The 15,149-nt window shown below is 40.6% G+C and carries 15 protein-coding genes; 5 read left to right on the forward strand and 10 right to left on the reverse strand.

All coding sequences use genetic code 11. The annotated features are described in order from the left end of the window. Positions 1-77: 77 nt before the first annotated feature. From F597_RS0104600 to F597_RS20125, 3 genes are all read right to left on the reverse strand, one after another. Complete coding sequence (locus F597_RS0104600) at positions 78-1,490, reverse strand: TolC family protein (RefSeq protein ID WP_019538541.1); 1,413 nt, start codon at positions 1,488-1,490, stop codon at positions 78-80. 134 nt (positions 1,491-1,624) lie between these two features. After that, on the reverse strand, positions 1,625-4,789 hold the full coding sequence (locus tag F597_RS0104605; RefSeq protein ID WP_019538542.1) for an efflux RND transporter permease subunit: 3,165 nt from the start codon (positions 4,787-4,789) through the stop codon (positions 1,625-1,627). Then, positions 4,786-5,853, reverse strand: a complete 1,068-nt coding sequence (locus F597_RS20125; protein WP_157278957.1) for an efflux RND transporter periplasmic adaptor subunit — start codon at positions 5,851-5,853, stop codon at positions 4,786-4,788. Before F597_RS20125 ends, F597_RS0104605 begins: the two co-directional genes overlap by 4 nt. A 162-nt stretch (positions 5,854-6,015) precedes the next feature. Between F597_RS20125 and F597_RS20130 the strand changes: the two genes are divergently transcribed. After that, positions 6,016-6,912, forward strand: coding sequence for a helix-turn-helix domain-containing protein (locus tag F597_RS20130; protein ID WP_019538544.1), 897 nt, complete (start codon positions 6,016-6,018; stop codon positions 6,910-6,912). A gap of 73 nt (positions 6,913-6,985) precedes the next feature. Here F597_RS20130 and F597_RS0104620 read toward each other — a convergent pair whose 3' ends face one another. Continuing rightward, complete coding sequence (locus tag F597_RS0104620; protein WP_019538545.1) at positions 6,986-7,333, reverse strand: DUF2200 domain-containing protein; 348 nt, start codon at positions 7,331-7,333, stop codon at positions 6,986-6,988. Between the two features lie 334 nt (positions 7,334-7,667). Here F597_RS0104620 and F597_RS0104625 point away from each other — a divergent pair, with 334 nt between their 5' ends. From F597_RS0104625 to F597_RS0104635, 3 genes are all read left to right on the forward strand, one after another. Continuing rightward, positions 7,668-8,516: a helix-turn-helix domain-containing protein gene (locus F597_RS0104625; protein ID WP_019538546.1), complete on the forward strand. Its 849-nt coding sequence runs from the start codon at positions 7,668-7,670 to the stop codon at positions 8,514-8,516. Between the two features lie 189 nt (positions 8,517-8,705). Next, on the forward strand, positions 8,706-9,629 hold the full coding sequence (locus tag F597_RS0104630) for an alpha/beta hydrolase (RefSeq protein ID WP_019538547.1): 924 nt from the start codon (positions 8,706-8,708) through the stop codon (positions 9,627-9,629). A gap of 88 nt (positions 9,630-9,717) precedes the next feature. Further along, entirely contained in the window at positions 9,718-10,356 is a 639-nt protein-coding gene (locus F597_RS0104635) for an SDR family oxidoreductase (RefSeq protein ID WP_019538548.1), read from the forward strand. 117 nt (positions 10,357-10,473) lie between these two features. Here F597_RS0104635 and F597_RS20135 read toward each other — a convergent pair whose 3' ends face one another. The 6 genes from F597_RS20135 to F597_RS0104665 all read right to left on the reverse strand — a co-directional run bounded on the left by F597_RS20135 (position 10,474) and on the right by F597_RS0104665 (position 14,571). Beyond that, positions 10,474-11,016 carry a VOC family protein gene (locus F597_RS20135; protein WP_245541990.1) on the reverse strand — a complete coding sequence of 181 codons (543 nt, stop codon included), beginning with the start codon at positions 11,014-11,016 and terminating at the stop codon, positions 10,474-10,476. 178 nt (positions 11,017-11,194) lie between these two features. Continuing rightward, positions 11,195-11,845 carry a GNAT family N-acetyltransferase gene (locus tag F597_RS0104645; protein WP_221406091.1) on the reverse strand — a complete coding sequence of 217 codons (651 nt, stop codon included), beginning with the start codon at positions 11,843-11,845 and terminating at the stop codon, positions 11,195-11,197. A gap of 64 nt (positions 11,846-11,909) precedes the next feature. Continuing rightward, entirely contained in the window at positions 11,910-12,845 is a 936-nt protein-coding gene (locus F597_RS0104650) for an alpha/beta hydrolase (protein WP_019538551.1), read from the reverse strand. 7 nt (positions 12,846-12,852) lie between these two features. Continuing rightward, positions 12,853-13,206, reverse strand: coding sequence for an iron chaperone (locus F597_RS0104655; protein ID WP_026327123.1), 354 nt, complete (start codon positions 13,204-13,206; stop codon positions 12,853-12,855). Between the two features lie 277 nt (positions 13,207-13,483). Continuing rightward, on the reverse strand, positions 13,484-13,906 hold the full coding sequence (locus F597_RS0104660) for a DUF1801 domain-containing protein (RefSeq protein WP_019538553.1): 423 nt from the start codon (positions 13,904-13,906) through the stop codon (positions 13,484-13,486). Between the two features lie 158 nt (positions 13,907-14,064). After that, positions 14,065-14,571, reverse strand: coding sequence for a YciI family protein (locus tag F597_RS0104665; protein ID WP_221406092.1), 507 nt, complete (start codon positions 14,569-14,571; stop codon positions 14,065-14,067). 315 nt (positions 14,572-14,886) lie between these two features. On the opposite strand from F597_RS0104665, the gene F597_RS0104670 reads away from it, so the two are divergent. Continuing rightward, positions 14,887-15,123: a DUF4160 domain-containing protein gene (locus tag F597_RS0104670; protein ID WP_019538555.1), complete on the forward strand. Its 237-nt coding sequence runs from the start codon at positions 14,887-14,889 to the stop codon at positions 15,121-15,123. The last annotated feature ends 26 nt before the right edge of the window (positions 15,124-15,149 follow it).

Genomic DNA, 15,149 nt, shown 5'->3' on the forward strand with positions numbered 1-15,149 from the left:
AAAAATTCAAAATGGCTGAATAATTTTCTTGAGATTTTTTTATGTCTTCGCTTCTCATCGTGTTTACAGTCTATATATTACAGTTTGCCTGTTACTCTCAGAAACTCAACTTCACTTATTTTGTATTGTATACGGGCATCGATGATATTACTGTAAGCCTCCTGCCATTGCGTTTGTGCATCGAGAACATCAATAAGTGTACCCATTCTTAATTCATAACTATCACGTATGCTCTTCAAGTTGGCTTGGGCTTGTTCGAAAGCTGTCTCTGCCGCCATGATCAACAGGACAGCATCCTGTAAATTTCGTTCGGCGTGCTCTATTTCGATAGTGAGCTGTTTGCTGTTTTTATTCAGTTCTTCCTGCTGTATGTCCCTTGCTATTTTCGCATTCTGTATCTTTTTCGCCCCTTCGCCGAAGTTGAAAAGTGGAACGCTTACCGAAAGCATCACCAGAGCTGCAGGTTTATCCATCCGCATGGAAAACCCGCCCATCTCCATTTTACCGAGATAACTATATCCGGCCATTAAACCGACAGTAGGCAGATAATCACCACGTACATTTTTTATATCCAGTTCTTTTAACTCTACTTGCTTTTGCAGCATACGATATTCAGGGCGCATGCTCAAATCGTAAAGGTGATCTGCTTTTTGATAATTTTCTTTGGAAATACTATCGGTCAATACGATCTCCGTGTCCAGGTCAACACCTATTATCCGGCAGAGTTGCATACGGCTCAGTTCCATCCCGTTTACGGCCTTTTGCATCTGGTACCGGATATTACTTTTCCGTGAACTGATCTTCATCAATTCGTTCTCTGCTGCCATTTTAACCGAGATCATATCCGATACGCTTTGATGCAGCGTATCCAATAGAGCTTCGTATTGTTTCAGTAAGTCGATCTTATCTTTCACCGAAAAATAAGTCCAGTAAGCTTTTTCGGCCTCGGCTATCACACTCATACGCGTCATGGTTCTATTTTCTTCAGTGATTTCTATCCCTTTTTCGGCCATTTTATTCCCCGCGATAATTCTCCCACCCGCAAAAATGGGTTGTTGCACGCTCACCCCTATCATATATATACCCGAATTTATTCCCAGATTTACCGTTTCCGGGATCATACTGCTAAGATCTACTTCCTCTCCCATCATTGGAAGCTTTACATCCATTTCGGGTAATCCCAGTGCAATATCACTATTCATATAGCCATAGGTTCCTGAAGCTGAAAATTTAGGTAGCCCGGCAGTTTGGGCAATCCGTTTTTCATTCCGGGACTGTTCGTGCCGGTAACCGGCTATTTTCATTTCCTCACTGCTTGCAAGCGCCATTGCACGACAGTCCTGAATAGATAAATTTATTGTTTGGGATCTATTGTCATTTTTACTATATGCCACAGAATAATATCCGTTAATATCATTCGCATTCGTTTGTGAAAAACAATATGTTGTGGCGAAAACTCCCCAAAGAGCCATCATGATTATTTTATTCATACAATTATTTTATTTTTCTTGTTGATGTATCAACCATGCCAATCAGCACATTGGCTTTACTTTCCGACTTGTCGGGGCAAGTAGTCCCAATTTACCGGGATTATCACATTACTCCTATACTTTTTTCACACTCTTTACTTAATCAATTCCAACTTTTGTGGTTTCCTGATCCTGAACAGCAAGGCATAAAAAATTGGTAACAGGATCAACGTGATGATTGTCCCGAATGTCAATCCACCGATGACTACTACGGCAAGGCTGCCGTACATCGGATCGGGAATAAGCGGTAACATCCCCAGGATAGTGGTTGCCGAGGCCATGATTACCGGGCGGGTACGGTTAATAGTGGACTCGATTATTGCCTGGTAAGGTTCCACACCCTCGTTGGTCATCCGGGTGATCTCGTCAATCAGCACAATTGAATTTTTTACCAGCATCCCTATTAACCCTATGGTACCTATTATTCCCATGAATGTAAATGGAGTTCCCGTAAACATCAATGTAAGCACAACCCCGATACTGGCAAAAGGAAGGCAGAAAAGGACCAGTATCATTTTCCGTATACTGTTGAATAACAGCAGTAATATCACCAGAATAATGATCATTACCAACGGCAGATATCCCAGAATATTTGAAATGGCCGTGTTTTGCATTTTCTCTTCCCCCAGCCACTCCATCGCGTATCCGCTGGGAAGTGCTATGGACTCAATCTGTTCTCTAATGTCATTTTTTGCCACCGAAGGGGTTGAGTCCAACGCAGGATCACATTGTACCTCTATAGCCCTTTGCCCCCCGTAACGGTAGATAAGCGGTTCTTCCCAACCGACCTGAAGCCCATCGATTGCCTGGCTGAGGGGAACAGTACTGAACATATCATCCATCAATTCATCCGCTGAGAAATTCCCCTGGACTAACCCCGGAAAATTTATATCATCAACAGCTATATTCGGCAGCATACTCCACACCGGTATATCTTGCAAATCACTCACCCGGCTGCCGTCATTATCACAGATTTTCAGGTAAATAACCAACTGTTTATCGGCATCATAAAGCAAGCCTGCAGGAAGCCCCTGCGTGGAAGCCTGCAAAGCCTTGCCCATATCTTCACGTCCTACACCCGCACTTTTAGCCTGCTGTTCGGCATATTGTGCCTGAATGGTCTTGACATGAGGTTGCCAGTTATCACATACCGAATAAGCATCTACCATCGGCGACTGCTTCATGATCTCCTGCGCCTGTTCCGAAAGGCCCCGTAACACAGCGGGATCAGGACCGGTAAACATAACCTCGACCGGATGGCTTGAGTTTATCGAAAGGGAGTATTTCCGGACACGGATATAAGCATCGGGATATTCGTCGCGAAGGCACTGCTGTATTTCAGGGAACATACGGTAGGCATCACGGTAATCATCAAAATTAAGGATGATTTCACCATAATTATCTCCGCCTGATCCTACGGCACGGGCCAAAGAATATCGCCCCGGAGTCTGCCCCTGGCTTACGGCGATCTTTGCAATCTCTTTATATTCAGATAATTTCCGTGTGATCTCCAGAATATCCTGTTTTACCCGCTCAGAACTTGTTTGCGGAGGCAATGTATATTCTACATACAATTGGTTGTAATCAAAATCAGGGAAAAATTTCACTTTAATGAAAGTAAAACCCCAGACAGATAAGAGAAGACAAGCCATACTTATGGTAAAAGTGGTAAGTTTTCTTGCCATAAACAGGTTGAGAGACCTGCGGATAAACCGATGCATGGCCGACTCTCCGTCCGGATTTGTTTTTTTCCGTTTCCTTTTTCTTTCAGAATGACGCGCCGGCAGCATTTTACTCGCGAAAACGGGTATTTGTGTAAGCGCTAATATCCAACTCACCAGCAATGATATCGCCAGCACGTAGAACAGGTCGCTTGCATATTCGCCTATCGTATCGGGCGACAAACCTACCGGAAGAAAAGTCACCAGCGCAATGAGCGTCGCTCCCAGCAATGGCATAGCCGTATCTTTCGCCGTGCGGAAAAGTGCCTTTTTGGGTGGAAGTCCCCGTTTCCTGTCCACCAGGATGCCATCCATTATAACAACCGCGTTATCGACCAACATGCCCATCGCGACAATGAAAGCGCCCAGTGAAATACGTTGAAGCGTTCCCCCCACAGCCAGCAGGATCGGGAATGTTCCCAATACTGTCAAAGCAAGCCCGATACCCAGAATTATGCCGCTCCGGAATCCCATGGCAAGCATGATGATGGCGACTACAATCAACACCGAAGCGACGATATTCCATAAAAAAGAGTCCATTGCATCCGATACACGGTCCGGCTGGAAATAGACCTTGTCATACGCGAATCCCGCCGGCAACTCTCCTTTCAATTCTTCCATCCGGTTATCGGCGCGCTTGCCTACATCGGGAACTATCGCTTCCGGTTCCATCGACACCAATAGGGCTATCGCCGGTTCACCGTCTACCCAAAAACCATTTGTCTGCGGATCATCTCCATATTCCCTGGTCACCGAGGCAATATCTCCCAGTTTAACCTGCTTCCCGGAAGGTGTTTTGATGATCATTTCCCGTAAATCATCTTCCGACTCGACCTTCCCGCCTACGGCCAGCTTTAATTTTTCTTCATTCTCCGTATAGTAATAGCCCGCATTTACAGGTTGACTCATTGCACTAATCGCGCTCATGATCTGCGTTGGATAGATACTGTTCCGTGCAAGCATTTCTCTTGAAAGCGATATATGGATCACTTCTTCCCGTGTGCCGAAAAATGTAACCCGCTTCACTCCATCTACTTTCAATAATTCACGCCGGAGCATTTCGGCATATTTTTGCATTTCAATGTAGGAATACCCATCAGCAGTGATATAATAAAACATGCCGTAAATATCGCTTACATCGTCTATCACTATGGGTTGCATCGCTCCCTGCGGTAATTTCATCGAAGCCATCTGCACCTTTCTCCGCAGGATATCCCACCGCTGTTCCATTTCTTTCGGGGGAACAGATAATTCAAGTTCAAGGTTTATGACAGACATATTTTCCGAAGAAGTGGAAGAGATACCTGAAACGTTGCTCAACGCCTGTAATTCATCTTCTAACACTGATGTAACTTCCAGTTCTACTTCATGTGCCGAAGCCCCCGGGTAATAGGTCATTACCACGACCTGTTTAATAGATATGGCCGGATCTTCCAACTTGGGCATTACCGAATAGGCAAATATCCCGCCAAAGACCACCATTACCAATACAGCCCAGAAAAGAGTCTGGTTCTTGTAGAAAAAGTCGGTAAGTTTCATAGAAGTCCTCCCTTATTGGTTTCGGCAGGTAATGGAATGATATTTACTCTATCACCTTCTTCTATGACCCTCAATCCGGCTACAATAATCTCATCCCTTTCTGAAATCCCCGATAAGATAATAATCCTGCCGCTATGATCCACTCCCCCTGTTTCTACTTCTTTTCTTCTTGCAACGTTGTTTTCAACTGTCCATACATATTCGTTATCTCCTTTTTTGAAGACCGCTTTAGCGGGAATGGTACAAGTGTTGCCGCTCCCTGTCTCTTCTTTCATCGTAATCATCACTTCCACATTCATTCCCGGGGCAAGTCCTGAATTGGAAGACTCCGGGACAAAATTCATTTTATACAATTGCCGGCTATTCGATTTTTTATTGATCCCCGAAAGTTGCAATGGAATATTCTTACCGGGAACAAGGTTTGTCCGGCATGAATAATTGACAAAATCGTCTTGCCTGAGAAACAACGATGCGGGTAGCTCGGTTTCCACCTTTACCGATGAGACATCGATGAAGGTAACAACCGGTGTGCCTGCATTCACCATTTCCGATTTCACAAAATTCACAGATTGGATATATCCTGACACGGGGGCCCTGAGCGTTGTATACTCCAATGTGTTTTTATTCGCTTTCACCTGGACTTCTAATGCCTGAAGCCCTGCAAGCGCCTTTTCATAATCATTCCCCGATATGTTATTCCTCTCATAGAGTTTCTCCAACCGTTCCACTTCTGTTTTCAGTTGCTCATACTGTATCCGGCTTCCTTCGAGTTGCAGCAGGTAGTCTTTTTTGTCGAGTTCCGCTATTATACTCCCTTCACGCACATAATCCCCCTCTTTCACTAAAATACGGCTGATCTGTCCGGCGCTCTTGAACCCCAGGTTGATTTCATTCGCCACTTTTACTACACCCGGAAACGTGCGTACGTTTACATTACTGACCCCAACAGGAAAAACCGTCTTCACATTTTTGACCGTACTGGAGTTCTCCTCGTTTGTTTTATACTTACAGCCCGCCAATAAACAAAGCAGAAGCAATGACATTACAACTGGTTTACTTTTCATTGATTTCTTATTTCGAAATGAATAGACAAATTTTTCGGCAAATTTCACACTTTTCATAGTTTCGGAAAAGCCATATAGGTAGAAATTATTGTTCATTTTGTCGCTTTTATGCTTTTAATATCAAAAATATCGTCTAATTTTGTGTTTATTAAGTCGAATTATATGAAACCCGATATTCAGATTTACGATTATTATTCACTCCATGGCTCGGTAAATTCCAAGAGCTATATTGAAAATTTTTTCATTTTTGATGATATAAATTCCTTCACTCAGGATTTTCATTTCAATACCATTATCAACTACCCTATACGGCTTGGTATGGTAGTAGGTATTATTTGTAGAAAAGGGTATATGAAAATACGGATAGGTTTGGAGTATTTTGTGATAGCCGAAGATATGGTCCTGATCATCCTTCCCGAACAGATCTTTCAACTGGCGGAAATAAGTCCTGATTTTCAACTCGGTTGTATCATATTGGAAAAAGATTTTTTTGATATTCAGAACGACTTTAAAATGGCTTTGGACTTGCAGAATTTTTTTTTCAGACAACCTTGTGTTGCACTACTGAAAAAAGAAATGAAAGAAGTAATGACTATTTTTAATTTGATAAAAGAAAAAATAGAGGAGAATACAAATTTATTTCTGAAGGAAATTGTACAAACTTATATCCGCATTCTTTTTTACAATGTTTGCAGTACTCTTTTAAAATCGAAAGAGAAAGGGATAAAAACCCGAAAAGAAGAAATTTTTGAAGAGTTCGTTTCTTTACTCAGTCTTCATTTCCATAAAGAACAGAAGATCGGATGGTACGCCGACAAATTTTCCCTTACACCTAAATATCTTTCAAAATTAATTTATGAAGTCAGCGGCAAACATGCCGGTGAATGGATCAAGGATTATGTCATTCTCGAAGCAAAAGCCTTGCTGACATCAAGTTCTCTTACTGTTCAGCAAATAAGCGAAAAATTAGGTTTTTCGAATCAATCGCATTTCGGAAGTTATTTCAAACGTTATACCGGGGTTTCTCCGAGAAAATATAAATACACAAGAAAAGAATGAACAATTCATTGAACTATCATGAAACATTGAAAGGCAACCTGTTTGACAAATACAACTTTGTAAAGAATGTCTCTTACTTCCTTAAAATCTTCTCCATTACCTTTCCTTTGGCCAATTCATCGATCAGCTTGTCCAGATAACGTATCTTCTGCATCAGAGGGTCTTCTATCTCCTCCACCCGGTAACCACAAATCACACCCGTTATTTTGGATGCATTGGGATTAATTGTTGCCTGTGCAAAGAAATTCTCAAAATCGGTTTTATTGTCAATATGTTGTTGTAAAATTTGTTCGTCATACCCTGTCAGCCAGCAGATGATCTCATCCACTTCCGCTTTAGTATGTCCTTTCTTTTCCGCTTTTTGAATATAGAACGGATAAACACTGGCAAACGGCATTCTGTAAACTCTTGTATTATCCATTTTAGTTGCTATTGATTTTTTAAATTAATTGAAAGCGTTGCCCGTAAATTAGCGCAGCCCTGCTTGCACTACTTACTGCCAACGGACAGAGAATTTACGAAGATACACCAAAAATGGTTACATTTTAATCGTTTTTCCGCAAATCTTTCGTCCATTTTACGATACCGTTGTCAGGATTTCAAGGTTTATGCTATGATTGTCCGTAAAGAATTGATAATTTTACGGATCAATATGTCAATTGATCCGTAAAATGTTTCATTCTTACCGTTAAATGTATATGCAAGTTGTCAGACTATATGCTAATTTTGCCTATTCAATGAATATATATTTTTGAATGAGCAGAATATACGACATACCCGGTTTTCTGAAATATATCAATGTGAAAGGGACTAATAGTGATATTATACAGGTTGTCCATTATGATGAACATCCTGGTATTTTACTGAAATCACATCCTTCTAAAATCGACTTCTATCTATTGGCCCTAAAGGATAAGATTGAAGTACAGTCGCCTATTGAGAGTATGTCCGACTCTTATCTGTATCTTGATAAACCGGGCAATACCATTGAATGGGATATGAAAAGTCCATTTTCGGGATATGCTATTTTTATCAATGAGAAGTTGCTCAATAAAGCCGTTAAGGATGTTTCCTTTGCCAATTATGACAGGCACGAAGCGTTATTTTTGACACAGGAAGAAAAAGACACGTTATACGATCTATTTTCAAAGGCTTACATTGAATACAAAAAGGAAAACTATTCCAAGGAGGTGTTAGTATCTTATACTTCACTCATCATTTCTTATACCCAGATTTATTACGAACGTCAGTTTCAAGCCCGGAGCAAAATATATAATAAGGTGGTAGCTGATTTTTACCAGGAGTTAGAAGCCTGTCTTAATAACCCCAATGGAATATCGGAACTGCCGTCCGTAGCCTATTTTGCAGGAAAAGCAAATCTCTCTACCAATTATTTTGGAGATCTTATAAAACATTTTACGGGTACTTCTCCTATTGACCATATTCACGAAGGGATCATACAGGTGGCAAAAAACAAGTTACGCCAGACAAAATTATCCGTAAGTGAAATTGCTTACAGTTTAGGATTTGATTACCCTACTTACTTTACAAGGTTCTTTCGCCAGAAAACGGGTATATCGCCCAAAGTATTCCGGAACCAATGATGAAGCGTTTAAATCATATTGTCTCTTATTATATTACAACCTGATAATAAGAGATATATTTTCTGAAATTCAATCCCGGTCATCCGTAAAATGTTTCATTAATCAAGTAATCTGTTTTCGTTTGCCAGCTATAGTCATAACTAATTTTGCATTATCGTAATCAGTAATCATTTTTTAAAAGCAAATGTTATGTCACAGCAAAAAGTAAATTTCAAAAACAGCAACAACGGCCATATTACGATGGCTGCCATTATCAACTTTCCTGAAGGATTTAATGAAAATCAGAAATACCCCGCTATCGTGGTTTCCCATCCCGGCGGGGGTGTCAAGGAACAGACTGCGGGTCTGTACGCGAAGAAATTAACGGAACATGGATTTGTATCCATCGCTTACGATGCTTCTTATCAGGGAGAAAGTACAGGTGAACCACGCCAGTTGGAAAATCCATATATCCGTACGGAAGATGTAAGTACAGTGATCGATTATCTAACCACTTTACCCTATATAGACCAGGAAAAAATCGGGGCAATGGGTATCTGTGCAGGTGCAGGTTATACAGCCAATGCGGCCATCAACGATCATCGCATCAAAGCGGTGGGAATGGTGAGCGCCGTAAACATCGGCTCCATGTTCCGTAATGGTTGGGATAATAATGTACAAGATGCAGATGCCCTTCCTTATTTGATAGCCGGTTCCAATTCAAGAACAAATGATGCAAGCGGTGCAGCCATCGCGACAATGCCATTGGCTCCGTTGAAAGAAGAAGATGCACCCAACGAAGAGCTAAGAGAGGCCTGGGAGTATTACCACACCGACCGTTGTCAATATCCGACCGCTCCGGGATTTGCGACATCAAGAAGCCTTTCTCAAATCATTTCTTATGATGCTTACCACAAAGCGGAAGCTTTCTTTACGCAGCCATTATTAGTCGTAGTGGGAAGCAAGGCCGGAAGTGCGTGGATGAGTGACGACCTTATCAGCCGGGCTGCCTCAACAGACAAGAAAAAACATGTGGTAGAAGGAGCCAACCATATGTCTTTGTACGATAGGGAAAACTATGTAAACGAGGCATCTGGACAATTAACAGCCTTTTTCAAGAAGAATTTAGCTTAACAAGTTCCGTTTTTATAAAGGCCGGGCAGGCTGTCATCGTCTGTACCGGCCATTCTATACATAGAATCTCAAAACACTATTTATTAAAATGTTAAAAACAAAAGTCTTGGTGTTGGGTGCAGGCGGAGCCATTGCACAACACGTTATAGAATTTCTTAACAATAAGGGAAACATCGGGTTGACCTTATTTGCAAGAAATACAAAGCAACTGGAAGATTTTACGTCATCTGCCAAAATCATAAAAGGGGATGTATTGAATAAGGAAGATTTAAACAATGCCGTCAAAGGACAAGATATAGTGTATGCCAATCTTTCCGGGCCGGTGGATAAGATGGCAAAAGAAATTGTAGCTGCAATGAATGCCAACGGAGTAAAACGTTTGATATTCGTTACTTCATTAGGGATTTATAAAGAAGTGGCAGGAAAATTCGGAGAGTGGAACGAGAGAATGATTGGTTCCGATTTAATTCCTTACCGTAAAGCAGCCGATATTATCGAAGCATCATCGCTGGATTATACCGTAGTGCGGCCTTCGTGGCTGACCAATAATGATGAAACGGACTACGAAACCACACAAAAAGGAACACCGTTCAAAGGCACGGAAGTAGCAAGAAAAGCCGTGGCTGCTTACATCACGGATATTATCGAGCACTCGGGAAAAGATGTAAAAGCAAGTGTCGGTGTCAATAAGCCCGGTGTTTATGGCGACAAGCCTGCTTTTTATTAATCTGTAAATTGGGCTTTTAAGAAAAGTAATTTGAGCCTCGCAGTGGATTTCCTGTGAGGCTTAATTTTTATTTTGGTTAATAAATTGACCCGTTTGCTTGTAGGGCGAAATAAGTTATTACTTGGTTGTTTTACCGCCCATTTGGGTTAAAACGCTGTCAACAGGCTCCCATAGCTCAATCTTGTTGCCATCTGCATCCATAATATGTACAAATTTCCCATAGTCGTAACTCACAATGCTGTCAAGTATGGTTACCCCGTTTTCTTTGAGTTTGGTTACAAGTCCTTCAATATTCTGAACCCGGTAATTAATCATAAAATCTTTTTTGGATGGGGAAAAATATTCATCTCCTTTTTTGAAAGGACTCCATTGAAGATAGTTTATCTCCTCAGGTCTGTTAGCATTTCTGGATTCAAAACTCGAACCCCATTCATTGATTTCAAGTCCTAAATTTTTGGCATACCATTCTTTCGTTTCCTGCGGATTGTCTGAAAAAAAGAAAATGCCGCCAATTCCTGTCACCTTTGGTGTGGTATCAACAGGTGAAGCAGAGTTATCTGTTTGATTTTTTTGGTCTTCCATATTATTTGTCTTCTTAGTTGTCGAATCACAGCCTGCAAGAACTGTTACAAGCGAAATTATTGTCAATAATCTTTTCATCCTGTTTTATTTTCTGTTCGTATATGCTTTTTGTCAAGGTTGCCACTAACGATCGGCGATATGGAACAGTTAGGGAGTGCGGGGTTCGTCCGTATCCGCCGTTACAAACTTTGACGTGGGCTACTACGCCTTGCAAGCCCATGAAGCCCTTATTGGCTGGCATGTTGTGTCCGGTTGATTATTCAATAATTATTTTTTGATATGCAACCACATCAAGCAATCTATCAAATTTTCCCCCAACTTTTTTAAAGTGAGCACATTTTTCATACCCACATTTCTCAAACAATCCAATACTCGCTCGATTTTCCCCTGTTATAACCCTCATTAAAACACTAATCCCATTGCTTTTAGCAACCGGTTCAAGTAATTTCAAAGTTTCTTTTCCAATTCCTTTACCTGAATATTCCGGTTTCAAATAAATAGTTACCTCAGCGGTTCTGTCATAAGCCTGTCTCTTTTTAAATTGGGAAATATAACAATACCCACAAGTTTCACCCTCATAATCAATGAGAAATGATCTATATTTTGGATGTGCGATCAAGATCACACTTTTAAGCTCATCAATTGATATGAAATCGGTATGAAATGTAGCCGTCGAATTTAGAATATAGTGATCATATATCTCTTTGACAAGACCAAAATCCCTCTCCTTTAAATCTATGAGTTTTAAATTCATTTTGTACAACTGCTCGTGAGTAAGCCCGGCGTTATCCATTTGAAAAGTAACTCTTACTATTCCTCCCAATGCGTTGCTGTGCCTTTCTATTTTTTCAGCTACTTCCTCCGGTGTCCCGATCAGGAACGAGCCTTTAGGTCCGGCATTTGCCATAAAGCCGGCCCAGATCGTTGGAGGCCATCGATATAGGCACAAAACTATGCTTTTAGTTAGTTGGTCATTGACCAATAAATTCGGCAACTGTCTCTATTAAGCCTTCTTTTAGCGGTAAGTCGGGAATTGTATAAGTTTGCAGGTTCTTCTGCCTGTCAATTTCCGCCTCTTTCAGGATATGGTTCATTCCCTCAATAATATGCATCTTTGCCTGTTTATTGGCGTTTGCCAATTTTTCCGCATCTGCCACAGTTACCTGGATATCGGTTGTCCCTTGTATGATCAATACAGGTTTATTTAATTTGGCGATCTCTTTTTGCGGGTCATACTTAAACCACGAGATGATGTAGGGTTGAACGCTTGGGCGAAAAAGAGTATAAAGCATCTGCGGCACATTTTCATCGGTCTCTCCTCTTTCCATCTTTTCGATGTAAGGTAGAGCCATCTGTAAAACCATGGGAGGTTGTGCTTTTAATTGCTCCCGTAATATTTCTCCCGCCGGACTCCCCACACCGGCAACCGAAATAAATTTTTTGACATCTCCTTTTTGAGCGGCAATCATACCGATCAGTGACCCTTCACTATGTCCGAGAATATGAATCTCCGAAAACCGATTATCTTTTTTCATCCAATCCACCCACTCTTCCGCATCTTCCACGTAACTTTCAAAGCGTAGATCACTCTCCTGTAAACCGGCGCCTTTACTTTCAGCGATACCCCGCTTATCGTATCTCACGGCGGCAATACCCTTTTCAAACAGACCTTCGGCCAACATTTTCAACGAGTTATTGATCATCATCGGATTGTTACCATTCCTGTCGGTTGGCCCCGAACCTGCAATAAGTAAAACAACAGGGATCTTTTTGGATGCGGGCGGACAGAGTAACGTGCCCTCTATTTTCCCTGTTTCGGTTTCCAGAGTAATTGGTTCGCCGGTGATCTGAGCGGATAGATTTCCTGTCAGTATTAGCAGGAATAGAGTCATGATCATTGTTTTCATAGTTTTTTTATTTGTTTCTCTGATTGTTTTCCGTGACTCTGAACTGTACAATCCGTTCGATCAGTTTCAGAGGTAAAGGCTCATTTAACGGGAATTGAACCGAGCCTTTTCCCTGTTTATATCTGGAAAGTTCTTTTGTAAATGCAGCATGTCCTGTCGGTGTGGCATAAAATCCGATATGTTTTTTATTTCCGGCAAAATACACTAAAGGCCTTTTATTCAGCTTATAGGCAGGTATACCGTAGGAAATGCTTTCTTCCGCTTCGGGTGCAGCCGCTTTTACGATTGCACGGATTTGTGCCAACTTGTTTTGCACTTCTTCGGGAAATGCGGCAATATATTCGTCTACATTCTTGTTCATATCACATAGATTTGGTTTGGAAAGAATTTCGGTTTCATTTTTGTTCAATTCTGTTGCAAACGTCAATTGAGGATTTTCAGTTTGGCAATATTTAAAAAATCATTCATTAAAAATAGTCATTTTGAGTCGCCTTCGCTCCTCGATTTCCAATTCTGCGCTCGACAAAACAACTGACGACAAACCAAAACCAAACTTATTTGAGTTTTGGTGAGGTGCCAAGGGAAGAAGATGAAGTCAAATAAATTTGTTCTGCACTTGCTTAACGAAATAATTGGGATTATCCGTATTTCGATTGTAAAAAATCAATAGTTGATTTAATCATTTTCTTCAGGGTTTCCTGATTGATGTCGGACAGTTTTTTGACATAAATACAGGCTTTGCCCATTTTGAATTTCCCAAGCTCTTTCAGTAAATCGTCCTGTTCCGGACATCCCGCATAAACATACAATGAAATAGCTGCCTTTCGTGGCGAAAATCCTACAAGCAGCCAATCTCCCTCCTGACGGCTTCTTTCCGATTTGTAATGATAACTTCCAAATCCGATAATGGAATCTCCCCACATTTTGGGTTCATAACCCGTACAATCCTGCATTAATTCCAGGATATCAAAACTATCCTTTTTCTTCTGTTCAGTATCTGCAAACGAGGTGATAAATTCGTGAACATCTGCATTATGCTGCTTTGTTTTTAACTCTGCCATAGGATTATATTTGTAATTACTTCCTTACAATCTTCCCCATTGCCTTTCCTTCAATTTATCAATCAATTCATATAGACAATGAGTCTTTTACAAAGGATAAACGCTTGCAAAAGATATTTTATAAATTCCTGCATTACCCATTTCAGTTGTTTTTGATTTCAGGGTTTTAATTTCCAAATTTTATCGGAAGCAGGTAAATATTCGGGCAATGCGGCCGAACCGTACCAAGTAAAAATTTCAAAATCCAACAATCCGTTTTTTATGGCAGGATCGGTGAGCAACAATTCCCGTGCCTCATCTGCAGAGTTGATATTACTTAGAATAAAAATTCCCCTGTAATTATTTTCATTCTTTCCTAAAGGCCCTGCTACAATTAGTTTCCCTTCTTGTACCAGTCCTTGAATGTTTTCTAAATGCCCTTTAAAACTTTCGCTAATCAGTTCCTTCTCTGCGGTTTTATTCGTCCCTGTTTTCAGAATAACGAAAAAGTAACTTTTCATTCCATAGTCATCTCCTCCCAATTTTTCCACTAATGCTTTATCATAATTGGGATTCGAGATAGTTGTGTCTCTTTCCGATATAGCTTCTCCTTTCTTTTGAGGGTCGGATTGGCCAAAAGCCAAACCTGCAATAAATAGTGCTATCGCTAAAAATAAATATTTCATTGTCATCAGTTTTATATTTATCCCCATCTTCAAAAGTACATGAAAATTAGAATATTTCCAAGCACGTGAAAATAAAAATCAAGGCCACATGGACTTTAACAGGCTTGCCGTACCGTGCTCGAAGCACAAATCTTACCTTTGTAAGTTGGTTGCTGTCAATCAATGAAATAAACTAATTGTCAAACAATTTAATTCCGGCAATTTATGGAAAAAGCTTATGGCGTTGACATTCACAAAGATAATGAAAATTTCATGCAAAATATTTGCAGGTTATAATTTTATAACCTATCTTTGTGACATAAAAATATAATAGTTATGCCAACGCTTTTAATATTATTCGGATTAAGATTTTATTTCTACACACGTGATCATGAACCTATTCATATTCACGTAAAGAGTAGCGATGGGGAAGCGAAATTTGAAATTGAGGAGGAACTCCGGTTAGTTTACAATAACGGGTTGAAACCAAAGGATGTGAAACTTGCCGAGAGTATTCTCGAAGAGAACAAGGAGAATTTTATTAAAGAATGGAAAAGGGTTTTCGGGGAATAATCGCCGGAGATAAAAGAAGAAAAGAA

It is taken from the genome of Proteiniphilum acetatigenes DSM 18083, assembly GCF_000380985.1.
Classification (GTDB): domain Bacteria; phylum Bacteroidota; class Bacteroidia; order Bacteroidales; family Dysgonomonadaceae; genus Proteiniphilum; species Proteiniphilum acetatigenes.